Below are 25,793 nucleotides of genomic sequence, written 5' to 3' on the forward strand. Positions count from 1 at the left end.
ATTTTTTTAGCGGGTGCTATCTTGCTGCAGTTGCAGCACTACCTGTTCACACAACTGATGGCTGCACAGCGCCGCCTGGTTCATCGCAGGGTTAGTACCACCTTGTTGCAGCTGCGCCACAAAAGCCTGCAGCATGTTAACAAAACCGCGCTTATATAAGGTATTGTGCCAGTCATTAAAGCCTAGTAGCTGCTGCTGATTATCAGCGGCGTAATGCCCCTGCACCAGATTATCAATTTGCCAGTGCTGGTTTGCGCCAAAGTATTCCAGCCGCTCAAAACTATTACCGGCTATGCGGTTCATTGATACAGAAAACGCCGCGCCCTGATATTGCCAGTGTACCTGCACGCTGGCCAGTTGCTGGCCGGTATAACTACCATATACCTGCGGTTTAAGCTGTGCCGGGTTTTGCACACCGCCGGCATAAAGCGCAAAATCCAGCAGATGAATAAAATCATCATAAATAAAAGTACGGCTATCAGCCGGCAGGTTATAGCGGTTTTTCTGATAATGCAGCTGCACTGGTGGTATGGCTAAAGCAGCCTGATACAAGGGAGCATAACGGCGGTTAAAACCAACAAATAATGGCAGATTTTTCTGCTGTGCCAGTGCCAGCAGTTGCTCACATTCTGCCAGGTTGTAACTGAGCGGTTTATCAATAAACACCGCTATACCGGCCTGCAATAATTGTGTGGCAACAGCAAAATGGCTGTCGGTGCTGCTGTGGATCATTACAGCGTCAGGCTTGGCAGCAATTAGCTGCGTAAGCTCTGTGTAGCCTTCTTTTATACGGTACTGCTGCATTAACTGTTGCAATAGCGCTGCCTGGCGGGTGCACAGCAGCGGCGTAATGCCCGCCATAGCAGTTATTAATGGTAAATAGGCTTTTTGTGCTATATCGCCAAGCCCCAGCAACGCTATTCTCATGCCGTAACCTTGTTTGTTTTGTCTGCCGGCAGATTACGCTAAAGCACTGTGCACAAACAAGTCTTAGCCAAGATGCTGACGGAAAAACGCCAGGGTACGCTGCCAGGCCAGCTCTGCCATCTCTTTGTTATAACGCGCGGTAGAATCGTTATGAAAGCCATGGTGCGATGCCGGATACATTTCAATTTTGTAATTGACCTTGTGCTGCTTAAACAGCGCTTCAGCGGCTGGCCATTGGTTATTTACCCGTTCGTCCAGTTCACCTAACTGCACCAGCAATGGCGCTTTAATCGCTGCGATTTTGTCAGCAGGAGGTGGCGAGCCGTAAAACGGTACTCCGGCATCTACCACATTTGGCAGATCCGCAGCTAAACGCCCCGTCATGGCACCACCAAAACAAAAACCCACTACGCCCAGCTTACCGCTGCCACCGTCAAGTTGCTTCAGCCATTGTGCCGCAGCAGCTAAATCGGCCACAATTTTTGCAGGTTCCAGCCGGCTTTGCATCTCACGGCCGGCATCATCGTTACCGGGATACCCCCCCAGCGGCCACAGTGCATCAGGTGCAAAAGCAATAAAACCGGCCTTCGCCAGGCGGCGGGCAACATCTTCAATATAAGGGTTTAAACCGCGGTTTTCATGGATCACCAGCACCACTGGCAGTGCTGCAGCGGCATTTTTTGGTTTAACCAGATAACCCCGGCCTTCGCCGTGGCCCAGCGGCGAGGCAAATTTCTGATAGCTGGCAGTAATATCAGTATCGTTAAACGACACCTGCTGCGCCAGCGCATAGTTGGGCATCATACTATTGATAAAAGTAGTCGCCAGCGCAGCATTGACAGCCAAACCAGCCATGGCAGTGAAAAAATCGCGCCGGCTTAGCATGCCGTGGGCGTATTTGTCATATAGCTCAAAGGCCTGGTCGGGCAGTTGAGTAGAAGGTTGTTGCACTGGTTTTTTCATCCGTATGCTTCTCTTTGCTGATTTATTGCACTAATTCATTACACAGCAGTACGGTTTATAGCGCATAAAAGATCGGCTGTCAGGGCCAGCCGGTCATATCGCTGGTTGTTCAGGCTTGTTTTAGCGGAATTTTTATATAGCTAACACCATTGTGCTCTGCCTTTGGTAACTGGCCGCCACGGATATTCACCTGTACTGAAGGATAAATTAACCTTGGCACTGTCAGAGTTTTATCGCGGGCTTCGCGCTTTTGCACAAACTCCTGTTCAGGCGTATCGGCTTTTACATGGATATTCTGCGTTTTTTGCTCAGCCACACTGGTTTGGTATCTTAGTTCGCGGCCATTGGGCTGATAGTCATGACAGATAAAAATACGCGTGTCATCCGGCAGCTGATAAATACGCTGCACAGAGCGATATAAAATATGGGCATCACCGCCAGGGAAATCACAACGGGCAGTGCCGGAATCGGGCATAAACAAAGAATCACCCACAACTAAATTACCGGCAATCAAATAACTAACGCTGTCGTTGGTATGGCCGGGTGTATTAATTACCTGCGCAGTGAGATTACCAATACTAAAGCGCTCGTTATCGGCAAATAACTTGTCAAAATAGTCACCTTTGGCCAGCAATTCGTCATCATTAAGGTTAAACACCAGTTTAAAAGTTTGCTGTACTTTACGAATGCCCTCACCTATTGCCACCGGTGCGCCGGTTTTTATATGCAGATAATGCGCTGCAGATAAATGATCAGCATGGGCATGGGTTTCTAGAATCCAGGCTACGGTTAGATCTTTGGCGGCAATATAGGCAAGTATATTGTCAGCGTCTGTCGTGCTAATCATGCCGGCGGCAGCATCGTAGTTCAGTACAGGGTCAATAATAGCAGCGACCTTAGTGCTGTTATCCGTAACTACATAGCTAAAAGTTGAACTGTCTTTATCGAAAAACATTTCAATATGCACGTTATTAGCAGCCATACACACCTCGTAAATTAGAAACATCTAAATTTCATTGCAGCTTAGCGAGAATCACATTAGAATGCAATTCATGTTATAAGCATATTCCAATATGTTATATAGGACAAACACCTTATGCTGGCCTTAGTTGGCGCAATAGTAATTGGTTTAAGTCTGGGCCTGTTTGGCTCGGGTGGTTCAATACTTACTGTGCCGGTATTGCTGTATCTGCTGCACATGCCACCACAGCTGGCTATAGCGTCTTCACTGTTGATTGTAGCCGGTATCAGCTTGTTTGGTTCAGTGCGCAATGGCCTGCAACGGCTGATTAGCTGGCGCCATGTTATGTGGTTTGGCCTTCCGGGTATGGCTGGTACCTACTGTGGCGCCTGGTTGGGTACCCTGGTCGATGCCCGCTGGCAGCTGTTGGTATTTGCTATTTTGATGCTGGTAGCCGCAGTGATGATGTGGCGCAGCAACATTGGCGAGCTGGGCAACGGTAAGGCATTTAAACCGGTAAAAATTGTTCTTGATGGCTTGGCTGTAGGGGCCGTAACCGGTTTTGTTGGTGTAGGCGGCGGCTTTTTAATCGTACCGGCATTAGTGTTACTGGGCGGTTTAGCCATGCCGGTTGGTGTTGCTACCAGCCTGGTTATTATCGCCATGAAATCCTTCGTGGGTTTTGGTAAATACTATTGGGTCATGGCCGCTGACGGCGCAATATTTGACTGGAACACTATCGGCCTGATGATCATTGCCGGTATCGCCGGTAGCTATGTCGGTGCGGCTGTAGGTAAACGCTTGCCAAAACAACAGCTACAACGTGCCTTTGCGGTGTTTTTGCTGATGATGGCCACCGTGGTGGTTTATCAATCCGTACTTTAACCCCATCTAGCAGGAGTATCAGATGAAAACATCCCAACAGTTAGTCGCCGAAGCTAAATCAGCCATTAACGAAGTCAGTATTGCTGAGCTTAACAGCGCACTTAAAGCCGATAGCGAAACCGTGTTGATAGATGTGCGCGAACCGTCTGAATTCGCCCAGCAGCATATTACTGGTGCGGTAAATTACCCGCGCGGTGTACTGGAAATGAATATTCACCACCACCCAAAAGTAGCCGCCACCGGCTGCGAGCCGCAAATAGCACTGCAACAATTAGCCCAACACCCTATGTATTTAATATGCCGCTCCGGTGCCCGTTCAGCACTGGCCGCGGAGGCGCTGCAACGGATGGGATTTAGCAAAATCTACTCTGTTGCCGGTGGTATGCAAGCCTGGCTGGACGCAGGTTTGCCGGTTAAGCAATAGCAGGAGGACGTAATGGAAAACTTCACCCCGGTTGAAGCCCTGATTGGCGGCGCCATGATAGGCCTTGGTGCACTGATCTTATTGGTGTTTTATGGCCGCATTGCCGGTATTTCCGGTATTGCCCGTTCAGCTTTATTTACCCGCGACGGCCGCAGTTGGCGGCTGGCGTTTTTAGCCGGTATTGTTGCCGGCCCGATCCTGCTTGGCGCAATATTAACTGATTTTAGCTACAGCACACCCCAGCTTAGCTGGCAGGTCATTGTTGCCGGCTTATTAGTAGGTGCTGGCACCGGCTGGGGCAGTGGTTGCACTTCTGGCCATGGTATTTGTGGTGTCAGCCGCTTATCGCCACGCTCTGTTACTGCCACTGTGCTGTTTATGTTAAGCGGCATGCTGGTTGCCACCCTGCTGCATTAAGGAGACTGCCATGCCGATTATTGTCGCTTTTATTGCCGGGTTGCTGATGTCAGCCGGTATTGCTTATTCACAAATGATAGACCCAAACAAAGTACTGGGCTTTTTAACGCTTAATGCTAACTGGGACCCAAGTTTAATCCTGGTAATGGCCGCAGCATTGGCCGTGTATAGCAGCGGTTATTGGCTGGTGATCGGCAAAGGCAAACCTGTGTTTGCCCAAAGCTTCAGCTTGCCAAACAAGAAGGAGCTGGATAAACCGCTGATAATCGGTGCCTTAGTGTTTGGCGCCGGCTGGGGTTTGGTAGGTTATTGTCCCGGCCCGGCACTGGCCGCAATCAGCTCTGGTAGCTATGGCACACTGGCTTTCATTGCTGCTATGGCTGCCGGCTGGTATATCAGCCTGCAACTGACTAAATAACAGGAGTTTGTGCCAGATCAACACCAGTGCACAGCAACAGTCGCAGCTGGCAAAAGGCTATGTTATGCTCATTGCTATTATTATATTCTGGCAGGACTTGCGACCTTATGGCTGGTTTTACCTCTCTTTACCTGTTTATTGAACGCACTTTCTTTGGCACTTTAAGCCGTAAAATTGTTGGTAATATCAGCTTTTTAGCGCTGTTTTTTCTGCTGGCGTTGTATCTGGCGTATCCTGCCTCCGGCGCAGACAGCCGCTGGTGGTTATTGCTGGTGCTTGGTGTAACAGCCTTTGTATTTACTATCGGCTATATGCACTACCTGATTGTACGACCGGTTAAAGCTCTGGTGTCAGCCCTGCACGACACCAACCGCAAAGGTACCGATCTTAACCACCGTCTACCCGCTTTTACTTATGACGAATTTCGTACCCTGTCGGAAGAATATAACCAGTTTGTCAGCCAGTTAGGCGTGTTGCTGGGCGATATTCACCAGCAGGCCGGCGAAACCCATTTAGTTAACGAACAGGTGTCCGGTGCAGTAAAAAGTACCCGCAGCCATCTGCAGGATACCGAAAAGCGTAGTGGCCAAATTCGCCGTGAAAGTGATGAAGTACTGCAGTACCTATCCGATATAGTGCAGCATGGCGATCAGGTGGGCCAGGTTTCCGGTGTCGCCGTAGATAAAGCCAGAGTTGCCAGCAACCAGATGCAGCAGCTTACCGGCCAGTTGTCAGGCATTGTTAAACTGCTAAACAGCTTTGGCAGCACAATTAACGGCTTACACAAAAACTCTGAAAATGTGCGGCAAATTCTGGTGATGGTAGAAAACTTTTCCGATCAAACCAACCTGCTGGCGCTCAATGCCGCAATAGAAGCCGCCCGCGCCGGTGATGCCGGCCGCGGTTTTGCTGTGGTGGCTGATGAGGTGCGTACGCTGGCCGCGAAAGTAAATGACGCCACCAAGCAAATTTCCGGCTTTTTAAATGAAATGGAACAACTGGTTGGCGAAACCCGCACTGAATCGCAAAGCCTTAACCAACAGGCACAGCAAGCGCAACAGCAAATTGACAGCACCAGCGCCGAATTCAGCCAGTTGCAACAAGAACTGCAGCAAGCCAAAAGCGGTATTCAAAACATTAATAACACCGTACTGGAACTGGAGCAACGCTACCAGCAAACCCATCAGCATTTATCCGCTATTGAACAAGTAACCGGTGATGCCTATAACCAAATGGCATCTATTGATCAGGCAGCCAAAGATCTGTTATCTGGCACCGCCCGTACTCAGCAGCAACTGGCGCGTTTTGCCCGTAACCAACAGTAAAATACTGCTTGCGGTAGCTATCGATAAAAAATGTTAAGCTGGCTATATTTGCTTACAGTTGCTTACTTGCTGGTATTTATAGCTGCCGGTATATTCCCCCTCTAACGCTATACTGCACTGAGTTTATTGCTGCTGCCAAGGATCTTTCATGTTTAAAAAGTTGTCGTTCTCCCCTGTAGTTATTGCTGTGTTATTAAGCCTGGCGCTTATTTTCTGGCTATTTAGCGGCGACAATTACAGCGCTAAAGCAGATGCGCCTGCAGAACAACAGCTCCCTGTTATTGAGTTGTCACGAGTAGAAGCCCGCTGGTCAGATGCCGAACCCTATCAGGCAAAACAAATTGCTCAGGGGCAGGTATTGCCCTGGCGCACAGTAAGCATTAAATCGCAACAGGCCGGCACAGTTGAAGCTTTACTGAAACAGCAAGGCGACACAGTTAAACAAGGTGACAAACTGCTACGGTTGTCTGATGAAAGCCGTACCGCCTTACTGGCACAGGCGCAGGCCAATCTGAAGTTGCGCAAAAGCGAGTTGGAAAGCGCCCGCACACTGGGGAAATCAAAGTTTTTATCGGCCACTGAGCTAACCAGGCTGGAAAGCGAAATGGCTAAAGCAGAGGCTGAACTGCAAACTGCCCGGCTTGCTGTAATACAAACTGAGCCGGTAGCGCCGTTTAATGGTGTGGTAGATCGCCGCCATATTGAAGTAGGTGATTTAATTCAAACCGGCACCGAACTGATGCAACTGGTACAAATTGACCAGCTTAAAGTTACGGCGCAAATTCCGCAGCAACATATTTCAGCATTAAAGCTGGGCCAAAATGTTACTTTACGTTTACTTGAAGGCCGTGAGCTAAGCGGCACGCTTAGTTTTATCAGCTACGCTGCCGATACTGCCACCCGCAGTTTTTATATCGAAGTGACTGTAGCCAACCCTGACTTACTGCGTATTGCCGGTGGCAGCGCCACTGTTGAAGTACAGCTGGCGCCGGTACAAGCGCACCGGATATCCCCCGCTCTGCTGAGCCTGGATACCAGTGGCCATCTTGGGGTGTCAGTTGTAGACGAACAGCAACAGGTGGTGTTTTATCCGGTGGCGATACTAAGTGCTGATAACGACGGAGCCTGGGTAAGTGGCTTGCCACAACGGGCGCAAATTATTACGCAGGGCGCCGGCTTTGTCCGCGCTGGTGATAAAGTTCTGGTTGCCGGAGCCAAGCCATGAATAGCATTATTCAGGCTGCAATTCAGCGCAGCCGTGCCAGCTTAATGTTACTGCTGTTCTTGTTTATTGCCGGTATTACCGCCTATCAGTCCATTCCCAAAGAAGCTAATCCCGATGTTGCTATCCCGATGATGTACGTGTCGATGTCGCTTGACGGCATCAGCCCGGAAGATGGTGAACGCTTGCTGGTGCGGCCGATGGAACATGAACTGCGCTCATTAGAAGGCATTAAAAAAATGACTTCTACCTCCAGTGAAGGCCATGCCTCGGTAATGCTGGAATTTGATGCCGGTTTTGACGCCGACAAAGCACTGGCTGATGTGCGGGTTAAAGTTGATGCCGCCCGGGCTAAACTACCAAGCGAAGCAGATGAGCCCACGGTAAATGAAATTAACGTTGGCTTGTTTCCGGTATTGTCAGTGGGCTTATCCGGACCGATATCAGAAAACCAGCTGGTATTTATCGCCCGCCAGTTACAGGAAAATATAGAGGCTATTCCTGAAGTGCTGGAAGTCGATATTGGCGGCGACCGCGAAGACTTACTGGAAATAGTGGTAGATCCGCAGGTGCTGGAAGGCTACGGTCTGGATTATCAGCAGCTGTTCACACTGGTTTCAAATAATAACCGCCTGGTTGCTGCCGGTAGCTTAGACACCGGTGCCGGCCGTATGGCGATGAAAGTGCCGGGCGTTATTGAAAACTTAGACGATGTATTGTCGATGCCAATTAAGGTCGACGGCGATACCGTTATCACTTTTGGCGATGTAGCTACCATCAGCCGCAGTTTTAAAGATCCACTCGGTTTTGCCCGTATTAATGGCCAGCCGGCAGTAGTACTGGAAGTGAAAAAACGTAGCGGCGCGAATATTATTTCCACCATAGAACAGACCAAAGTACTGATTGAACAAGCCAGTGCAGCCTTTCCTGAAGGTATGCAGATTAACTACATTATGGATCAGTCTACTGAAGTGAAAAACATGCTGTCAGATCTGCTGAACAACGTGTTAACCGCGGTGGTGCTGGTGCTGTTCCTGATTGTAGCCACCATGGGTGTACGCTCGGCAGTATTAGTCGGTATTACTATTCCGGGTGCGTTCTTTGCCGGTATTTTACTGATTTACGCGCTGGGCTATACCATGAATATCATCGTGCTGTTTGCGCTGATTTTAGTCGCCGGTATGTTGGTAGACGGCGCTATTGTGGTAAGCGAACTGGCCGATCGCAACCTGGCCGAAGGGCAAAAACCGAAACAAGCCTGGGCCAATGCTGCCGGACGCATGGCCTGGCCTATTATCGCCTCTACCGCTACCACTGTTGTGGTATTTATGCCACTGCTGTTCTGGCCGGGTGTGGTGGGCCAATTTATGAAATACCTGCCAGCAACCGTTATTTTGTGTTTGCTGGCATCATTATTTATGGCGCTGATTTTCTTACCGGTAATGGGCGGGCTAAGTAAAGCGCAGCCTCCCACACACCAAGTAGCACAAAGCCGGGCAGGTAAAGCCTATCGGGGCTTGCTGGCACGGTTGTTACGCCGCCCGGGTCTGACCTTTGCCGGTATGCTTGGCGCTATGGTACTGATCTTTTTTACCTACGGTAAATACAACCACGGCCTGGAGTTTTTCCCGTCGGTAGAGCCGGAATCAGCCCAGGTATGGGTGCGCGCCCGCGGTGATATGTCTATTTATGAAAAAGATATTCTGCTGCAAAAGGTAGAACAGCGCCTGCTGGGGTTATCCGAAGTAAAAGCACTCTATGCCCGCTCGCTGGCCAGTAGTAGCGGCGAACTGGCACCTGATGTGGTAGGTACCTTGCAGTTTCAGTTTATTGACTGGTACGAGCGGCGCCGCGCGGCCGATATTCTTAACGAAATGCGTGAACTTACCAAAGATATTCCCGGCATTATTCTGGAGTTTCGTCAGCAGCAGGAAGGCCCGGCCGCAGGTAAGCCAATAGAGCTGCAGATAAGTGCAATGGAAGCCGAAGCGACTGAACGGGCGGTAACGCAAATTATCAGCCAAATGCAGCAAATGGGTGGCTTTGTTGATATTGAAGATGATAGAAGCTTACCTGGTATAGAGTGGCGCATAGAAGTAGATCGCGCCGCCGCTGCCCGTTTTGGTGCCGATGTGCTGACAGTAGGTAATGCCGTGCAAATGATCAGTAACGGTTTGTTGCTGGCCAAGTTTCGCCCGGAGTATGCCAGCGATGAAGTCGATATTCGGGTGCGTTTTCCAGAAAACTGGCGTTCTTTAGACCAACTGGGCCGGTTAACCATTCAAACTCAACGGGGTCAGGTACCACTGAGCAACTTTGTCAAACTGGTGCCAGCCCCTAAAACCAGCATCATTAAGCGTATTGACGGCAACCGGGCTATAACGATAAAAAGTGATTTAGCACCGGGAAATCAGGTGGGCGAACGCTTACAGGCGCTGCTGAAAAGCGATATTAAACTACCTGACAACGTGCATATTAAAACCGCCGGTGAAAGTGCTGATCAGCAAGAAGCCATGACCTTTCTGATGGGAGCTTTTGCTACCGCTATCTTCCTGATGCTGATGATTTTACTGGTGCAGTTTAATAGCTGGTACCAAAGCCTGCTGATTCTATCTGCCATTATCTTTTCCACCGCCGGTGTTCTGTTGGGCTTGCTGGTTAACGGCCAGAGCTTTGGCATAGTTATGGTGGGTATGGGTATTATTGGCCTGGCAGGTATAGTGGTAAATAACAATATCGTTTTAATTGACACTTACAATCAGCTGCGTGACAGCGGCTTATCGGCGTTTGAGGCTGCACTGGAAACAGGTTGCCTGCGCTTACGCCCGGTGCTGTTAACGTCAATTACTACGGTACTGGGTTTAATGCCAATGGTACTGGCCGTAAATGTAAACCTGCTGGAACCCAGCCTTGGGTTTGGCGCACCGTCTACCCAGTGGTGGACGCAATTATCCAGTGCCATCGCCGGCGGTTTAACCTTTGCCACCCTGCTAACCCTGTTTTTAACCCCATGTATGCTCGTACTGGGTGAAAAACTGCGGCCACGCAAAACCGAGCAAAATGCAGAACCAATAAGTAGCAGTGACGATATTGCACTGTTGCTTAAAAAACGTGCCTGACAACCGCTGTGCCGCAGCTGCTATAAATTTAATGCTGCGGCACGCTCTGCTGTATCGCACAAAGTTGTCGTTCAATATCACCAAAGCTGCTTGGCCTGGCATAAAGATAGCCCTGGCCAAACTCGCAGCCTAGCTCAGCCAGTAAGTCCTGCTGCGCTGCAGTTTCAATGCCCTCAGCAATGACAGCCACATCTATTGCCTGTGCCATTGCCAGCATAGCTTTAACCAGGCTCAGGTTATTACCATTTTCCAGCGCCTGGACAAAGGTTTTATCGATCTTAATATAATCAATCGGTAAGGATGTAAGATACGATAATGAAGAATAGCCGGTACCAAAATCATCAATCGCAACTTTAATACCTGCGCTGCGAAATGCATTCAGGTTTTCCAAAATAGCCGGTGAATTGTCCATCGCTACACCTTCGGTAATTTCAAGTTGCAGGCATTCTGCCGGTAATTCCATTAGTTGCAGCTTATTTATCACATACTGGTTTAGCGCCGGATCAGAAAAGTGTTTGGCAGTAATGTTTACCGCAACAGGTTGTGGCTGCAAACCTGCCTGACGCCATAGTTTTATTTGCTGCAACGCTCTTTTAATTACCCAGCAATCGAGCTTTTTACCCAGATTTACCGCTTCTGCCACGGCTACAAAAATGTCCGGCGCTACAAAACCCAGCTCAGCATCGTGCCAGCGCACTAAGGCTTCATACCCCACCAGTTCTTTGCTTAACAAATGGTACTTCGGCTGCAGCACTACGCTAAGTAAATCCTGCTCCAGCGCCAGGCGTAACCCCTGCTCTATTTCAAGTTGCCGGGTCAACGCATTGTGAATATCTTCATGGTACATACTTAACGGCAAAGCCTGCTGCTTGGCTGCAAACATGGCCGACTCAGCCTGGCGGATCAGTACGTTTAAATCGGTGTCATCATCCGGGTAGGTACTGATACCAATACATACCGAGGGGGAAATTTTCTGGTTTGCCAGCCAGTATGGCTCTGCACATTGTTCAACCAAATACTGGGCAAAACACAATAAGCTGCTGCGGTCTTCAACCGGCACCAACAAAATGTAATCATCGGCGCCAGGACGGCAGGCAAAAGAACCTTCAGGCAGCATGCTTTGTAAACGGTGGGCAGCCTCTATCAGCATTAGATCGCCAAAATCATGGCCATATTTCTCATTAATAAGGCGAAAGCGATGGCTGTCAATAAACAGTACAGCATAAGCCTGCGTTTTATCAGGCCGCCGGTTAAACTGCTCCAGCAAACCGTCCCGGTTTAATAAACCCGTTAACGCATCAAAGTTGGTAAGAAACTTCGCATGATTTTTTGCTTTTATCTGCTCTGTAATATCAATACCCACCCCCTGAATTTCATCCACCGAATTGGCTTTACCGGTTAATGTGCTGAATGTCCAGTCAACCCAATGTATGCTGTTATCAGCACCCTGCATCCGTACCAGCAATGAAATTGTTTGCGGCAGTTCAGCATGGCGCATTTGCTCCAGTAACGACTCAACGTTATAGCGCTCGTCAGCATGAATAAACTCAAAGATAGAAATACCCAGCATCTGGAAAACCTGCTGGTTGAGCTGGCGTCCAAACGCATTGTTAACAAAGGTAAGTCGCGAATTTTTGCTTAAACGACAGATAAACTCTTTTTGATTCTCGACTATGTCACGATAACGCTGCTCTGCAGACGTCAGCCGCTGCAATACAGCTTTAAACTCAGATAAATCATGGCAGACGCCAACAAACAACCGGCCATGTTCAGTATGCGACTCGCCCACCGATAAATGCATAGGAAACACTGAGCCGTCTTTGCGCTGAGCCTGCACATCGCGGCCAATGCCAATAATTTTAGCCTTACCTCCGCCTTTATAATTTTGCAGATAACTATCATGCCGGCTGCCGTGCGCGGCGGTCATCAGCATGCTGACATTCTGGCCAATAACTTCGTGCTTTTTATAGCCAAATAACAACTCAGCGCCGCGGTTAAAGCTTTGCACTATGCCCCATTCATCAATAGAAATAATGCCATCTACCGCAGCTTCCAGCAGTGCATCCTGCATAGAGCGTAAACTAAGATGCGCTTTAACGCTGGCTTCGTATGCTGTTAAATCATGACAAATACCAACAAAATAGCGTTTAACGCCAGCTTTGGCTTCGCCCACAGAGAGGTGCATAGGAAAAACGCTGTCGTCTTTGCGTTTACCCCGTACATTACGGCCAGAGCCAATAATTTTGGCGCTCATACCCCGCGTAACATAATTAGCCAGGTAGCTGTCATGCTCACTATGAAATGGCTCCGGCATTAACATACGGACATTCTGGCCGACACATTCGGCAGAAGTATAACCAAACAATTTTTCTGCCGAGGGCGAGAAAAAGCAAATTAAACCTTTCTGATCAATAACAATAATGGCATCAACTGCACAATGCACTATGGCATCCTGCAGCTGACTAAGCTCAAAAGTATCCATACCCTGCGTAACCTTGTTGTTATAAGCTAATTCAATAAACCGCTAATTTATACTGTAGTTTATTGACAAGTGTTACAACTTTAGAAGTGAAGTGGCTGTTTTTCCACTGTGCCAACAAAAAGAGTGTGTCAGCCAGTTTCAGGCCGGGGCTATGCGGGGGAGTGAGCTTTCGCCAGCAGCAATAATGGCGCAGGGTGATGGGACAGCAAAAACAGATTGCCCTGCCGGGCAATCTGTATAACGCGCTTAAATATCGCTGACTTTAGAATGTACGTTAGTTAAAAAGCGTAGTTAAAACTAACGGTAACATTACGTGGTGTGCCATAGCGATACTGCGTATAGGCAACATCAAATACCGTCATATAGTTATAGTATTCTTTGTCAAACAAGTTAGCGACGTTAAATTGCAGGTTCATATTATCGGCAATATCATAACGCGCCATCAAATCAACCAAAGCATAGGCTTTTTGCTCTAAACGCAAGGTACCATCTGTCTTGTATGTATCACTTTGCCAATTAACACCACCACCAATGGTTAATTCTGGCAAGACATCTAAGAACTGATAGGTGGTAAACAACTTAAACTGCTTACGTGGGCTATCGGTATTTACCTCGTTACCATAGCTATCTTCGGCTTTAAATTGCGAATAGCCAGCACTGATATTCCAGCCATCAACTGGTTTACCAACAACCTCTAACTCAAAGCCTTTACTCTCGGTACCATCAATTGCTCTGGAAACTGGGCGGTTACCAGGGCCCACACTACCTGTTGATTCAGCCAAGTTATCTTGATTGATTTGGAAGATAGCTACGGTTGTGTGTAAACGATCGTTTAAGAAGGTACTTTTCAAGCCCAGCTCATAGCTTTTTCCTTCCAACGGGTCGAGGATACGATCATTGGCATCATAAGCATTTTGCACTTTAAAAATTTCGGTGTAGCTCGCATAAATCCGGTGTTGCTCAGTCAGATCATACAACGCGCCTAAGTAAGGCAAAAATACGCCTGTGTCACCAAAATCTTCATTAGCGCTGTACCATAAACCTGCACGGTCCCAGTTAGAGATACGGCCACCAACAATAAACTTTAAGCTATCGGTTGCAGCAATACGGGTAGCTGCGTAAAGGCCTTTTTGGTTAATGGTCACATCTTCAGCGCGTACTGGAGTTTCATCCCATGCCGGCTCTGCTAACTCGGCCAGACTGTTCCAGTTGTAGAAATTACTTACCGGTATACAATCATAACCACCACAAATTCCACCACCTAACGGCTGATATGAATCAGTCTCAATAGCTTGCTTGCTACTAATAGCGCCTACAACAAACTCATGTTGCTGCGAAAACAGCTGGTAATCGCCTTTTAGTTGAATATCAAAACTATCTTGCTTTGTTTCACCATAAGCCCGGTAGCGCTGAACATTCAATCCAGAGCCCGTTTCTTTATCTAAGCCTTCATACTGACCAGTATCCAAATTGAAAGGGCCGCTTATGTACAACAATTTGGAGTCTTTTTCGTATTCCATACGGTTATAGTTAGCCACTAACTGCCAACCATTGCTAAACCCATGATTAATATTCACAAAATAGTTAGTATTGGTGGTTTCCCAGCGAGTCCAGTCGGCACCCGACGTTTTAGAGCGATCCCAAACAGCTAGACTGCCATCGCTAAACACACCTGGCAAAGCCCCCCAGGTTGCCGCTTTAGGGTCGCGATTTTGATAGCTCGCACCAACCCGTAATAGTGTTGAATTGGTTAAATCGGCTTCTAATACCCCGTACAATACGCTGGTATCTTCTTCATACTGATCCCAGTACGAATCACCTTTTACATATTTACCTACAACCCGGCCACGAATACTGCCTGAGTCATTTAACCCATTGCTCACATCAGCGGTAACTTGTTGTTTGTCCCAACGACCTACGGCAACATTCACATAACCGGTCAGATCTGTGCTATTGGCATGTTTGCGCACTAGGTTAATAGAAGCAGATGGATCACCAGCACCCGTTAATAACCCTGTAGCGCCGCGTACAAATTCTACTCGCTCATATAACGAAACATCGGCTACTGTTTCACCCGCATCACCAGCTAAACTCCAGGCAATAGGTACACCGTCGATTTGATAGTTACTCACGTCAAAGCCACGTGCTCTAAACGAGCTACGTACGTTATCCAACTCATTAGAAGATACACCTACAGAATGTTTTACCGTGTCCAAAATAGTATTCATATTTTGATCACGCATCCGTTGTTCAGTAATGATACTCACGGACTGTGGCGTTTCACGCAGTGTCAGCCCAAGGCCGGTTGCCGTGTCAACAACTTCGTTTACGGTGTAAGAGCCTTTAACTTCAAGCCTTTCTACTGCTTTACTGCTTTGTTCTTCAGCAAAAGCATCAGCAGATGACATGGTCACGATTGCCAGCGATACCGCCGTAGCAACCGGCAACAAGCGGAATTGAATAGTAGACATGGAAACAAACCTTTGACTGCATGAGGAAGTTGCATTTTATTTTAAATAGCAACGATTATCAATAAGGTTTGCATTAATGATACAGCTGTAGGCGGAGGCGTAATATTAAGCTCCGCTGACATTCAGGCCATCGGAGCTTATTTTTTAACTATATCAATGTAATACGGGCGAACTTGCGTTTTCCTACCTGATAAATCTCTGTACTGCCTTTTACCACTTCCAGCTTGGCATCTTCAATCCGGGTTTCACCGTTTAGTTTTACCGCACCTTGCTTAATCATACGAATAGCTTCTGAGGTGCTGTCAACCAAACCGGCTTCTTTTAGCAGGTTGGCAATCGGCATAGCGTCGGCATCACAGCTTACCCTAACGTCGGGAATATCTTCCGGTAAGGCGTTTTTACTAAAGCGCTGGGTAAAGTCCAGATGCGCTGCCTCTGCAGCAGCTTCATCGTGAAAACGGGCAATAATTTCTTTTGCCAGGATAATTTTAATGTCGCGCGGGTTAGCACCATCGGCAACCTGCTGCTTTAATGCCGTAATTTGTTCAACCGGCTTAAAGCTGAGCAAATCGTAGTAGCGCCACATCAGTTCGTCTGAAACAGACATAATTTTGCCGAACATGTCATTCGGGGCATCGGTAATACCAACATAGTTGCCCAAAGACTTCGACATTTTCTGCACGCCATCCAGGCCTTCCAGCAGCGGTACCATCATCACAGTTTGTGGACGCTGGCCTTCATCTTTTTGCAGCTCACGGCCCATCAACAGGTTAAAGCGCTGATCGGTTCCGCCCATTTCAACATCGGCTTGTAACGCCACAGAATCCCAGCCTTGTACCAGCGGGTATAAAAACTCATGAATGGCAATTGATTGATTGTTCGCAAAGCGCTTTTTAAAATCATCGCGCTCCAGCATACGTGCCACGGTTTGGCGCGATGCCAGCTTAATCATACCAGCTGCGCCCAGCTCGCCCATCCACTCTGAGTTAAATGCTACGCGGGTTTTAGCCGGGTCGAGTATTTTAAACACCTGCTCTTTATAAGTTTCGGCATTGGCCAGCACGTCTTCACGGCTTAGCGGTTTGCGGGTGACGTTTTTTCCGCTTGGATCACCAATCATGCCGGTGAAATCACCGATCAGAAAAATCACCTCATGGCCTAACTGCTGAAAAGCCCGCAATTTATTGATCAAAACGGTATGACCAAGGTGTAAATCTGGTGCTGTTGGGTCAAAGCCGGCCTTTATTTTTAAAGGCTTGCCCTCTTTTAACTTGGCAATTAGCTCTTCTTCCAGCAGAATTTCTTCGCAGCCGCGTTTTAATTCAGCTAAAGCCAGTTCCCAGTCCGCCATTTTAGTCTCCTGATTTTTAACCTGATTGCGCAAAGAAACCGCATTCTATAGCATGTTCAGGCTGGGGGAAACGCACAAAAGTCTGGTGTCAGGCAAAAAAACGGTATATGCTCGGTTTTTGTGCATTTCCTGAGCCAAGACTAGCATTATGCGCCAATTAGTAACTAAAATACCCAAACAACACCGCGTCTTAATTGTCGCCACTTCGGTGTTCTTATCTATTGTTTTATTATTACCATCAGAACAGGCCTCTGCCTCTAAAGGCAGTAAAAGCGACAGTCTGGAAATAGGCAAACGCTACAGCCTGGATATTCCACAAAGCGCTGAAGATTTAACCCTTGAGCAAGCCATTTCTGAATTACCTGCTCTGCCAGAAGAGGATCTGTCGTTAAACTGGTCTGTGCTGCAGGTACAAAAAGGCGATGCGCTGTCAGCCCTGTTCAAAAAAGCCAATATCAGCCAACAGGTTATGCTGGACGTACTGGCATTGGGTAATAGCGTAAAAACTCTGACCCGGCTGTTTCCGGGCGAGCAACTTGAATTTGGTTTAAACGAAACGGGCGAGTTGCAGGAATTACGCTATGCGCTGAACCACTTAACCACTTTACGTGTGAGCCGTAATGCTGAAGGTAACTTTGTAGCCGAAGAGCTGAAAAAAGAAGTTGAGCTACGTAGCCAGTTTGCCAGTGCAGAAATTCGCAGTAATTTCTGGAGTGCGGGCATAGAAGCAGGCTTAAGTGAAGCGCAAATTATGAGCCTGGCCGGTATTTTTGGCTGGGATATCGACTTTGGTTTAGACATCCGCGGTGGCGACAGCTTCAGCGTATTGTACGAAACCCAATATGTTGACGGTGAGTTTATCAGCAACGGTAATATTGTTGCTGCGCAGTTCCAGAACCAGGGGCATGTGTATCAGGCCGTACGCCATACTGACGGTAACTACTACAAACCCGATGGCGCCAGCATGCGCCAGGCATTTTTACGTGCACCGGTTAGCTTTCAGTATGTCAGCTCAAACTTTAACCCGCGCCGGTTACACCCGGTGCTGGGCACAGTGCGCGCCCATAACGGTGTAGATTATGTTGCTCCTGTAGGCACGCCGATTATGGCTGCAGGTGACGGCCGTGTTATTGCGTCTACCTACAACAACGTTAATGGCCACTATGTATTTATTCAGCATGCCAATAATATTGTGACAAAGTACCTGCATCTGTCACGTCGTGATGTTAAACAAGGTGACAGAGTGCGTCAGGGCCAGGCAATTGGCCGTTTGGGCGCAACAGGCCGGGTTACCGGCGCGCACTTACACTATGAGTTTGTTATTGATGGCGTGCACCGTAACCCAAGAACCGTTAAGTTACCGCAAGCCACACCGCTGCAAGGCAAGGAAAAACAATTATTCAGCCAACAGGCACAGCAGATAATTGCCCAGCTGGCGACTAAAGAGCGGGTACTGCTGGCGAAAACTGCCACAGACGCAACCGCAGCACCTTGACTGACAACCATTAAAATAGCCCCATTAAAAAAGCCCGGTCAAATGAACCGGGCTTTTTTATCTGTCGGTTTATCTGTCTAACCAACCAGTGCCAGTAAAATACCGGCTGCAACAGCAGAGCCAATTACACCTGCTACATTGGGGCCCATGGCATGCATCAGCAAGAAGTTATGCGGGTTAGCTTCCAGCCCCACCTTATTGACCACCCGCGCTGCCATGGGCACTGCAGACACCCCGGCCGCACCAATTAACGGGTTAATTGGCTGCTTGGAGAACTTAGCCATAATCTTCGCCATTATGACACCAGAAGCCGTACCTATGGCAAAGGCAACTGCACCCAGCACTAAAATACCCAGTGTTTGCAGCGTTAAAAACTTATCTGCACTAAGCCTTGAGCCTACGGCAAGGCCAAGGAAAATGGTCACAATATTAATCAGCTCGTTTTGGGCTGTTTTGCTTAACCGGTCTACCACTCCCGATTCACGCATCAGGTTACCCAGACAGAACATGCCAATCAGCGGCGCAGCACTTGGCAGCAATAAAATAGTCAGCAGCAATACCGCCAGCGGAAAAATAATCTTTTCTTTCTTACTAACGGTACGCAGTTGCACCATTTGAATATTACGTTCGGCTTTAGTAGTTAAGGCACGCATAATCGGCGGCTGGATAATAGGCACCAGCGCCATATAAGAGTACGCGGCTACCGCAATAGCACCGAGTAAATCAGGTGCCAGCCGGGAGGCCAGGAAAATGGCTGTGGGGCCATCTGCACCACCAATAATGGCAATGGCCGAGGCTTCTTTTAGCGTAAAACTTAAACCCGGTACCGCATTTAATGCCACAGCACCTAACAAGGTAGCAAAAATACCAAACTGCGCCGCCGCACCTAACAACAGCATTCTTGGGTTGGCAATTAAGGCGCCAAAATCAGTTAATGCGCCAACTCCCATAAAAATCAGCAGCGGAAAAATGCCGGTGCTGATGCCAACATCATAAATCATATACAACAAGCCACCCGGGTCGCCCATACCCGCCAGCGGTATGTTGGTCAGTATGGCCCCAAAACCAATAGGCAGTAACAGCAGGGGCTCAAAACCGCGGGCAATCGCCAGATAAAGCAGGATAAAACCGACCAGCATCATCACGACCTGACCGGCAGTAAAATGCACCAAACCGGTTGAAGCGATTAAGGTTGCAACAGCGTCCATGAAAATTCCTCAGTTCAGTCTAGTCAAAGCTGATCAGTACATCGCCGGTGCTAACTGCATCACCTGCCGCAACATGAATATTGACCACAGTACCGTCAGATACTGCCCGCACTTCGGTTTCCATTTTCATCGCTTCCATAATAATCACCACATCGCCGCGTTTAACATTAGCACCGACTTTAGTGACAATTTTCCAGATATTGCCCGCCAGTGGTGCGTTTAACGTGGCACTGCCGGTAACTGAAGCGCTGCCGGGGATATTTTCTGACACCACAGGTTTAACCGAACTTAGCTCGCCCGTTGGGGCAACCTCAACTTCATATACCTTGCCATCTACCCGCACGCTATAGCTGGCGGGGCCGCTCTGAACTGTCTTGGCTTTGGCAGGCACCTTCTTACTATCTGTACTTTCCTGCTCTGGTACCGGTTCAAACGCCGCCGGGTTATCACGGTTCTTCAGAAATTTTAAGCCCACCTGCGGAAATAACGCATAGGTCAGCACATCATCAATCTGCTGATCCGCCAGCCGGATATTCTCGCTTTTAGAGAGGCTGCTAAGTTCTTCCTGCAATTTATCCAGCTCTGGCTGCAGCAAATCAGCAGGGCGGCAGGTAATTGCTTTGGCACCCGCCAATACACGTGCCTGCAGCTCTGCATTCATCGGCGCCGGCGTAGCGCCGTATTCGCCTTTTAAAACGCCGGCGGTTTCTTTGGTAATACTTTTATAGCGCTCACCGGTAAGCACATTTAACACCGCCTGAGTGCCAACTATTTGTGATGTGGGCGTAACCAGCGGTAAAAAGCCCAGATCTTCGCGCACATGGGGAATTTCTTTTAGCACGGCGTCCAGTTTATCCAGTGCGCCCTGCTCTTTTAGCTGGCTTTCCATATTGGTTAGCATGCCACCTGGCACCTGCGCCAGCAAAATACGGGCATCCACGCCTTTTAATGAACCTTCAAATTGAGCATATTTCTTCCGCACATCACGAAAATAAGCGGCAATCTCAGCCAACAATTCTAAATTCAGCCCGGTGTCGCGCTCTGTGCCTTCAACAATAGCGACCATAGTTTCAGTGGCGCTATGGCCATAGGTCATACTCATTGATGATATAGCGGTGTCCAGCATATCAATACCGGCGTCGATGGCTTTTTGATAGGTGGCGGTGCTTAAGCCCGTGGTGGCATGGCACTGCATTGCCAGCGGAATTTTGGTAGCTTCTTTAATACGGGTAACCAGTTCTTCACACTCGTAGGGTTTAAGCAAACCGGCCATGTCTTTAATGCATACCGAATGACAACCCATGTCTTCCAGTTGCCGCGCCATATCTACCCACATATCAATAGTGTGTACCGGGCTAACCGTGTAAGAAATGGTACCCTGGGCATGGGCGCCAACCTTAATGGCAGCCTGAACTGCGGTTTGCAGGTTGCGAATGTCGTTCATGGCGTCGAAAATACGAAACACATCAACACCATTTTCATGTGCACGTTCAACAAAGGCTGTTACCACGTCATCAGCGTAGTGGCGGTAGCCTAATAAATTTTGCCCACGCAGCAGCATTTGCTGTTTGGTATTAGGCATGGCTTTTTTCAGTTCACGGATACGATGCCAGGGATCTTCGCCAAGATAACGGATACAGGCATCAAAGGTAGCGCCGCCCCAGGACTCCATCGACCAATAGCCCACTTTATCCAGCTTGGCCGCAATAGGCAGCATATCTTCCAGCCGTAACCGGGTTGCCAGTAATGACTGATGCGCATCGCGCAGCACAAGTTCAGTAAGTAATAATGGCTTGCTCATGCCTGAGTCCTCTTATTGTTGTTGGCGATACTGATGTATAGCGCCGGAAATAGCGGCAATGACTGCCGGGCTGGGGCCGCTGCTGCCACTCTCTACTCTGGTAGTTTTATCTGTGGTTTTCACCGGGAAATAACGCTGCATAACGGCGCTTAATAGCTGCACAACAAACACCAGCAGTAATAAGAAGGCAAACACCGCCACCATACCAATTAACATCAGGTTTGCGGCTTCCCATAATAATTCTGCGACCATAGCCGTTTTCTCCTTCAGTTGGCTGCACCTTGCTGACACACACAGGTATAGTCAGAATAGTTGAACACTGCCGGCTCAGCCTGATTTTATCCGGCCGACCCTGCATTATGCGCAGTTAACGCTAGTACGCTAAATAAAACTCCGTGATAGCTGCTATTTATGCTAACAATTTGCATAACATGCGTACACTACACGTAAAGACATTCAAATGTCTAGCCATCTGAATAAATGATAGCAGCTGCTTATCGCATTAAGCTAATAAGCAGCTGTGAATTATGCCGCGCCAGTCAATTGCCGGGTGATTTGTTGGCTAAGCTGTTGCACTGCCTGCCCCAGCGCCTGCACCAACGCGGGGTAACCATCGTCAGTTAATGCGATACGAATATTAAATGGCTGCGAGCCTTGCTGCGTGCTCACGGCAAAGCGGCCACTGACAATAGCATGCCCATCCGCCAGGCCATGAAACTGATCCAACTGCACAGAAATACGCACGGTGTCGGGCCGGGCCTGCAACACTGCAGCATAACCTGACGTTTGTGCCACCACCCTATCGCGTAACTGCCGTTGTAATTGCTGATCCAGCGCCTCTGCCCACAGATGTTGTCGCGCGGTAACCAGTTCAACATCAGATAACTGCAATACCAGCCCGCGGCCATTGAGATAACTGGCTACCTGCACCGGCTCAACATAAAGAGATTTCGTTTCTGCCATTGAGCTACCCACCGTTACCGGCGCCGCTGGCAACTGGTAATAGCTACTGGCAGGTTGGCTGGCACATCCCGTTAACAGCAAAAACAGCGCCGCTGTAATATATCTCATTGCTTTGCCCTCTTTGGTTCAGGATCGTTAGGAATATCAGCTTCAAACACCAGAGCATTACTTTGCTGATTTAGCGTATGGAGTACCGGTTGCAGCTCACGTAAGACTTGATCCAAGGTTTGCAGGTTACCATTAAGTCTGTCGTAAGCCACTGAGCCCGGACTTAACCCGGCCAGCATCTGTTGTAAATCCTGCAGGCTTTGCTGCAACTGCGCCGGCAACTGTTGCACCTGAGGGCTAGACACCAAAGCATCCAGCTGAGTGACCATTTTGCTGGCATTTTGCAGCAAAACCTCAGTACTTTGCATAGTTTGCTCACTTTGCACCAACAACTGCTCAACCGGCAGGTTATTAATTTTATCCAGCGCCATCAGCACTTTTTGTTCAATATTGCTCAGGCCGCTACGGGCAGTGGGTAACATCGGGTAACCGGCACTCTGGCTTAACGCCAGTTGTTGTGCCTGCATAGCCTGTTGTTCAACATCTATCGTTGTATCCTGGCTTATATCCAGATCAATATAGAGTGCACCGGTTAACAGGTTGCCGGTTTTCAATGCCGCATGCATACCTAGTTGTGCGGCTCTCTCCAGCTCCTGGCGCAGTTGCGCTAAGCTTAGGTTTTCATATAAACGCCCGGCTTCAATACGAATAAGCACCGGTATCCCCTGTTGCAGTGAAACCTCAAACGGTTTATCAATAGAAAAAAAGAATGGCACGCTGGTAACAGTGCCCACCCGTACACCACGGTATTCTACCGGTGCACCGGCTTTTAAACCGCGTACAGACTCGTCAAAAAACAGCAGGTACTCAACAAATTCGCTGTATAAACCATCCTGAATACTCTGTTTATTCGGAAATAACTGAAATTCAGCGCCATTATTTACCGCTTCACCTGCCGGCCAGCCCTGCATTAAATCAAAGCTGACACCACCGCTGAGCAAGGTAGTGGCAGAGCCAACATCCACCTGCAACCCTTCAGCCGACAAATCTACAGAGAAACCACTGCTAAGCCAGAAACGAACATTCTCTGACACCAGCACATCAAAAGGCGCGCGGATATATAACTGATATTGGGTACGGCGCAGCGTCAAATCAAATTCACTGTGCTCTACCGTTCCAACCTCATAACCGCGATACAATACCGGATCGCCCACCGCCAGCCCACCGCTGTCGGCTGTACTTAATAGCACCCTTACGCCCGGCGCATCAGCGGGTGCAATCGGAGGCGCATCCAGCAGAGGGTATTCCAGTTGCTGTTTTTCGGCATCGCCAGGCTGCAGTTCTATATAAACACCTGACAACAGGGTATTGAGACCGGTAATGCCGCCGCGGCCAACCTGTGGTTTTACCACCCAAAACTGTGAGCCGGTATTTAGCAGCGGAGTAATATTCGGCTTCATCCGCGCTTTAATAATAACTTGCTTTAAATCATCGCTAAGCTCAACCGACACGACCTGGCCTACATCTACACTACGGCTTTTGATCTGGGTTTTTCCGGCAACAATACCTCCGGCGTCAGCCGTTAGTAAGGTGAGTAAAGCACCTTGCTGCTGGTAATGGTTGTACAGCATCCAGATACCTATCAAAACAGCCGCTATCGGCACGACCCAGATTGGTGACCACTGTTTTATCCGGCTTACCTGTGCACTATGTTGTTGCGTCAAAACTGGCGTCCTCTTGTTCGGCCAATGGGTCCCAGAGTAATCTTGGGTCAAAACTCAGTGCTGCCAGCATGGTCAGGATCACCACAGCCGCAAACACCAAGGCCCCTACTCCGGGATATACACTCATAAACAAATCAAACCGTACCAACGCCGCCATAATAGCAACCACCAGTACATCCACCATAGACCAGCGGCCAACCCAGTCAACCAAACGATATATTTTGCTGGAATGGCGCTGGCGGCGCGAAAAGGGTAATCGGGTTAAATAACATAACCAGAACATAATCAATATTTTAGCTACCGGCACTATCACACTGGCAATCAGTATAATAATGGCCACCGGATAAGCGCCATCCCGCCACATTAGTATCAGGCCACTGATAATGGTCGAGTCGGTTGTCTCACCAAAGGATACAGTACGCATAATAGGCAGCAAATTGGCCGGTATGTACAGCAGTGTGGCCGCAATCAACAACGCCATGGTGTTTTGCACACTGGCCCGCTGACGTATCCGCACCTTAGTATTGCACCGGCTGCAGTGGCTTTGCGCCAGCGGCACTAAAGCGGTACACACCTGACATAATTTTAAATTTTGCTGTAAGCCGGTTTTACCGGCATGCGCCTCAACCAGCGGTATCGGATAGGGTGCAATTTTTGACCACAGCTCGCGCCGGTCAATAACCTGAAAAGTGCGCAGATGCAGCAGACAAAACAGGCAAAAAGCCCAGAAGCTGGGCCCCAGTGAGATATCGGCATCGGCCACTAATTTAACAAAGCTGATAATCAGCCCCATCAGAAAAATGTCTACCATACTCCAGGGCTTTAGCATGTACAGTACCCGGGCTACCCAGGTACAGGCGGGCAAGGTGTAAAGCATACCCAGCTTTAAATACAACACAGCCAGCATACAGGCCGCAGGCACAGCCTGAATAAACAGCCAGATCAGAATAGCCAGCCACTGATGATGCTCTGAGAACAACACTGAAGACGTATCAAAAAAATTCATCGCGTTGCTGTTGCCTGCAGCAAACATACTGACAAAGGGGAATAAATTGGCCAGCAGTAACATAAATAATGCGCTACCGGCATATAACACTGGCCGCAATACCGGCTGTGGATGACGCGCATCCAGATGCAAACCACAGCGGGAGCAACTTGCCTCCTCACCCGGTGCCAGCTCTGGCATTAACTGAACCAAATCACAATGCCGGCATAATGCCAACTCGCCAGACAGCGTTTGCGGCTTAAATGGTTGTGATAAAGGTACAGCTGAAGTATCAGATATCATCACGTGTCAGGCTTACCTGTTATTACGCGGTGACACGGTTCTAGCAAACTAAGGCTGAACTCTGCCTGAGCAAAAAACCATGCAAATTCGGATACAATTTATAGCATAATCACAGACACTTAGCGATGCAGGCGGCAGAATTTAGCGCTTAAAAACTGGCATCTTCGTCCTGACAATTAGCATAAAACGTGGTAGTGCCCGGCCAGAATGAAAAAACCCGCTAAGGCGTTAGCCGTAGCGGGTTCTTCATATATGGTGGACGCAGGAGGATGACAGGCGGCTATCCTGCCGCCTGCCCTAC

Annotated in this window: 20 protein-coding genes; 8 read left to right on the plus strand and 12 right to left on the minus strand. The window is 48.7% G+C overall.

Annotation, left to right across the window (positions count from 1 at the left end; translation table 11 throughout):
- Positions 1 to 6 precede the first annotated feature (6 nt).
- The 3 genes from BLW68_RS14930 to BLW68_RS14940 all read right to left on the minus strand — a co-directional run bounded on the left by BLW68_RS14930 (position 7) and on the right by BLW68_RS14940 (position 2,872).
- On the minus strand, positions 7 to 927 hold the full coding sequence (locus BLW68_RS14930) for a Gfo/Idh/MocA family protein (protein WP_092795078.1): 921 nt from the start codon (positions 925 to 927) through the stop codon (positions 7 to 9).
- 63 nt (positions 928 to 990) lie between these two features.
- Positions 991 to 1,890: a dienelactone hydrolase family protein gene (locus tag BLW68_RS14935; protein ID WP_092795080.1), complete on the minus strand. Its 900-nt coding sequence runs from the start codon at positions 1,888 to 1,890 to the stop codon at positions 991 to 993.
- A gap of 109 nt (positions 1,891 to 1,999) precedes the next feature.
- The gene (locus BLW68_RS14940) at positions 2,000 to 2,872 is read right to left on the minus strand and encodes an MBL fold metallo-hydrolase (protein ID WP_092795140.1); all 873 of its coding nucleotides are present in this window, start codon (positions 2,870 to 2,872) and stop codon (positions 2,000 to 2,002) included.
- Positions 2,873 to 2,986: 114 nt separating this feature from the next.
- Here BLW68_RS14940 and BLW68_RS14945 point away from each other — a divergent pair, with 114 nt between their 5' ends.
- The 7 genes from BLW68_RS14945 to BLW68_RS14975 all read left to right on the plus strand — a co-directional run bounded on the left by BLW68_RS14945 (position 2,987) and on the right by BLW68_RS14975 (position 10,661).
- Positions 2,987 to 3,736, plus strand: coding sequence for a sulfite exporter TauE/SafE family protein (locus tag BLW68_RS14945; protein WP_092795082.1), 750 nt, complete (start codon positions 2,987 to 2,989; stop codon positions 3,734 to 3,736).
- Between the two features lie 22 nt (positions 3,737 to 3,758).
- Positions 3,759 to 4,160, plus strand: a complete 402-nt coding sequence (locus tag BLW68_RS14950) for a rhodanese-like domain-containing protein (protein ID WP_092795085.1) — start codon at positions 3,759 to 3,761, stop codon at positions 4,158 to 4,160.
- Positions 4,161 to 4,172: 12 nt separating this feature from the next.
- Entirely contained in the window at positions 4,173 to 4,577 is a 405-nt protein-coding gene (locus tag BLW68_RS14955) for a YeeE/YedE family protein (protein ID WP_092795088.1), read from the plus strand.
- Between the two features lie 10 nt (positions 4,578 to 4,587).
- Positions 4,588 to 4,995, plus strand: coding sequence for a DUF6691 family protein (locus tag BLW68_RS14960; protein ID WP_092795090.1), 408 nt, complete (start codon positions 4,588 to 4,590; stop codon positions 4,993 to 4,995).
- A gap of 107 nt (positions 4,996 to 5,102) precedes the next feature.
- Positions 5,103 to 6,320: a methyl-accepting chemotaxis protein gene (locus tag BLW68_RS14965; protein ID WP_092795092.1), complete on the plus strand. Its 1,218-nt coding sequence runs from the start codon at positions 5,103 to 5,105 to the stop codon at positions 6,318 to 6,320.
- 148 nt (positions 6,321 to 6,468) lie between these two features.
- A complete protein-coding gene (locus tag BLW68_RS14970; protein WP_092795095.1) occupies positions 6,469 to 7,545 on the plus strand; it encodes an efflux RND transporter periplasmic adaptor subunit in 1,077 nt (358 codons plus the stop codon).
- Positions 7,542 to 10,661, plus strand: coding sequence for an efflux RND transporter permease subunit (locus BLW68_RS14975; protein WP_092795097.1), 3,120 nt, complete (start codon positions 7,542 to 7,544; stop codon positions 10,659 to 10,661). The genes BLW68_RS14970 and BLW68_RS14975 overlap by 4 nt, the downstream gene beginning before the upstream one ends.
- A 28-nt stretch (positions 10,662 to 10,689) precedes the next feature.
- Here BLW68_RS14975 and BLW68_RS14980 read toward each other — a convergent pair whose 3' ends face one another.
- The 3 genes from BLW68_RS14980 to tyrS all read right to left on the minus strand — a co-directional run bounded on the left by BLW68_RS14980 (position 10,690) and on the right by tyrS (position 16,965).
- Entirely contained in the window at positions 10,690 to 13,143 is a 2,454-nt protein-coding gene (locus BLW68_RS14980; protein WP_092795099.1) for a sensor domain-containing protein, read from the minus strand.
- A 278-nt stretch (positions 13,144 to 13,421) separates the two neighbouring features.
- The gene (locus BLW68_RS14985; protein WP_245728355.1) at positions 13,422 to 15,551 is read right to left on the minus strand and encodes a TonB-dependent siderophore receptor; all 2,130 of its coding nucleotides are present in this window, start codon (positions 15,549 to 15,551) and stop codon (positions 13,422 to 13,424) included.
- 211 nt (positions 15,552 to 15,762) lie between these two features.
- Positions 15,763 to 16,965: a tyrosine--tRNA ligase gene (gene tyrS, locus BLW68_RS14990; RefSeq protein WP_092795101.1), complete on the minus strand. Its 1,203-nt coding sequence runs from the start codon at positions 16,963 to 16,965 to the stop codon at positions 15,763 to 15,765.
- A gap of 148 nt (positions 16,966 to 17,113) precedes the next feature.
- Between tyrS and BLW68_RS14995 the strand changes: the two genes are divergently transcribed.
- The gene (locus tag BLW68_RS14995; RefSeq protein ID WP_092795103.1) at positions 17,114 to 18,460 is read left to right on the plus strand and encodes a peptidoglycan DD-metalloendopeptidase family protein; all 1,347 of its coding nucleotides are present in this window, start codon (positions 17,114 to 17,116) and stop codon (positions 18,458 to 18,460) included.
- A gap of 77 nt (positions 18,461 to 18,537) precedes the next feature.
- Here the strand turns inward: BLW68_RS14995 and BLW68_RS15000 are convergent, their stop codons facing one another.
- From BLW68_RS15000 to BLW68_RS15025, 6 genes are all read right to left on the minus strand, one after another.
- Complete coding sequence (locus tag BLW68_RS15000; RefSeq protein ID WP_092795104.1) at positions 18,538 to 19,668, minus strand: sodium ion-translocating decarboxylase subunit beta; 1,131 nt, start codon at positions 19,666 to 19,668, stop codon at positions 18,538 to 18,540.
- A 19-nt stretch (positions 19,669 to 19,687) separates the two neighbouring features.
- Positions 19,688 to 21,469: a sodium-extruding oxaloacetate decarboxylase subunit alpha gene (oadA, locus tag BLW68_RS15005; RefSeq protein WP_092795106.1), complete on the minus strand. Its 1,782-nt coding sequence runs from the start codon at positions 21,467 to 21,469 to the stop codon at positions 19,688 to 19,690.
- A gap of 12 nt (positions 21,470 to 21,481) precedes the next feature.
- Entirely contained in the window at positions 21,482 to 21,721 is a 240-nt protein-coding gene (locus tag BLW68_RS15010; protein ID WP_092795107.1) for an OadG family transporter subunit, read from the minus strand.
- Positions 21,722 to 21,994: 273 nt separating this feature from the next.
- Positions 21,995 to 22,540, minus strand: a complete 546-nt coding sequence (locus tag BLW68_RS15015; protein ID WP_092795109.1) for a PqiC family protein — start codon at positions 22,538 to 22,540, stop codon at positions 21,995 to 21,997.
- A complete protein-coding gene (gene pqiB, locus BLW68_RS15020; RefSeq protein WP_092795110.1) occupies positions 22,537 to 24,204 on the minus strand; it encodes an intermembrane transport protein PqiB in 1,668 nt (555 codons plus the stop codon). Before pqiB ends, BLW68_RS15015 begins: the two co-directional genes overlap by 4 nt.
- Positions 24,188 to 25,492 (minus strand): PqiA/YebS family transporter subunit, encoded by a 1,305-nt coding sequence (locus tag BLW68_RS15025; protein WP_092795112.1) that lies wholly within the window; start codon positions 25,490 to 25,492, stop codon positions 24,188 to 24,190. Before BLW68_RS15025 ends, pqiB begins: the two co-directional genes overlap by 17 nt.
- Between the last annotated feature and the right edge of the window lie 301 nt (positions 25,493 to 25,793).

This window comes from Rheinheimera pacifica, assembly GCF_900108485.1.
Taxonomy (GTDB): Bacteria; Pseudomonadota; Gammaproteobacteria; order Enterobacterales; family Alteromonadaceae; genus Alishewanella; species Alishewanella pacifica.

What these genes read in the sequence shown, in the direction of transcription:
- BLW68_RS15025 (WP_092795112.1), bottom strand. Translation starts at nt 25,492, where the DNA reads ATGATATCTGATACTTCAGCTGTACCTTTATCACAACCATTTAAGCCG.
- BLW68_RS14935 (WP_092795080.1), bottom strand. Translation starts at nt 1,890, where the DNA reads ATGAAAAAACCAGTGCAACAACCTTCTACTCAACTGCCCGACCAGGCC.
- BLW68_RS14930 (WP_092795078.1), bottom strand. Translation starts at nt 927, where the DNA reads ATGAGAATAGCGTTGCTGGGGCTTGGCGATATAGCACAAAAAGCCTAT.
- tyrS (WP_092795101.1), bottom strand. Translation starts at nt 16,965, where the DNA reads ATGGCGGACTGGGAACTGGCTTTAGCTGAATTAAAACGCGGCTGCGAA.
- BLW68_RS15010 (WP_092795107.1), bottom strand. Translation starts at nt 21,721, where the DNA reads ATGGTCGCAGAATTATTATGGGAAGCCGCAAACCTGATGTTAATTGGT.
- BLW68_RS15000 (WP_092795104.1), bottom strand. Translation starts at nt 19,668, where the DNA reads ATGGACGCTGTTGCAACCTTAATCGCTTCAACCGGTTTGGTGCATTTT.
- BLW68_RS14980 (WP_092795099.1), bottom strand. Translation starts at nt 13,143, where the DNA reads ATGGATACTTTTGAGCTTAGTCAGCTGCAGGATGCCATAGTGCATTGT.
- BLW68_RS14960 (WP_092795090.1), top strand. Translation starts at nt 4,588, where the DNA reads ATGCCGATTATTGTCGCTTTTATTGCCGGGTTGCTGATGTCAGCCGGT.
- BLW68_RS14945 (WP_092795082.1), top strand. Translation starts at nt 2,987, where the DNA reads ATGCTGGCCTTAGTTGGCGCAATAGTAATTGGTTTAAGTCTGGGCCTG.
- BLW68_RS14995 (WP_092795103.1), top strand. Translation starts at nt 17,114, where the DNA reads ATGCGCCAATTAGTAACTAAAATACCCAAACAACACCGCGTCTTAATT.
- BLW68_RS14965 (WP_092795092.1), top strand. Translation starts at nt 5,103, where the DNA reads ATGGCTGGTTTTACCTCTCTTTACCTGTTTATTGAACGCACTTTCTTT.
- BLW68_RS14955 (WP_092795088.1), top strand. Translation starts at nt 4,173, where the DNA reads ATGGAAAACTTCACCCCGGTTGAAGCCCTGATTGGCGGCGCCATGATA.
- BLW68_RS14975 (WP_092795097.1), top strand. Translation starts at nt 7,542, where the DNA reads ATGAATAGCATTATTCAGGCTGCAATTCAGCGCAGCCGTGCCAGCTTA.
- BLW68_RS15015 (WP_092795109.1), bottom strand. Translation starts at nt 22,540, where the DNA reads ATGAGATATATTACAGCGGCGCTGTTTTTGCTGTTAACGGGATGTGCC.
- BLW68_RS14985 (WP_245728355.1), bottom strand. Translation starts at nt 15,551, where the DNA reads ATGTCATCTGCTGATGCTTTTGCTGAAGAACAAAGCAGTAAAGCAGTA.
- BLW68_RS14940 (WP_092795140.1), bottom strand. Translation starts at nt 2,872, where the DNA reads ATGGCTGCTAATAACGTGCATATTGAAATGTTTTTCGATAAAGACAGT.
- oadA (WP_092795106.1), bottom strand. Translation starts at nt 21,469, where the DNA reads ATGAGCAAGCCATTATTACTTACTGAACTTGTGCTGCGCGATGCGCAT.
- BLW68_RS14950 (WP_092795085.1), top strand. Translation starts at nt 3,759, where the DNA reads ATGAAAACATCCCAACAGTTAGTCGCCGAAGCTAAATCAGCCATTAAC.
- BLW68_RS14970 (WP_092795095.1), top strand. Translation starts at nt 6,469, where the DNA reads ATGTTTAAAAAGTTGTCGTTCTCCCCTGTAGTTATTGCTGTGTTATTA.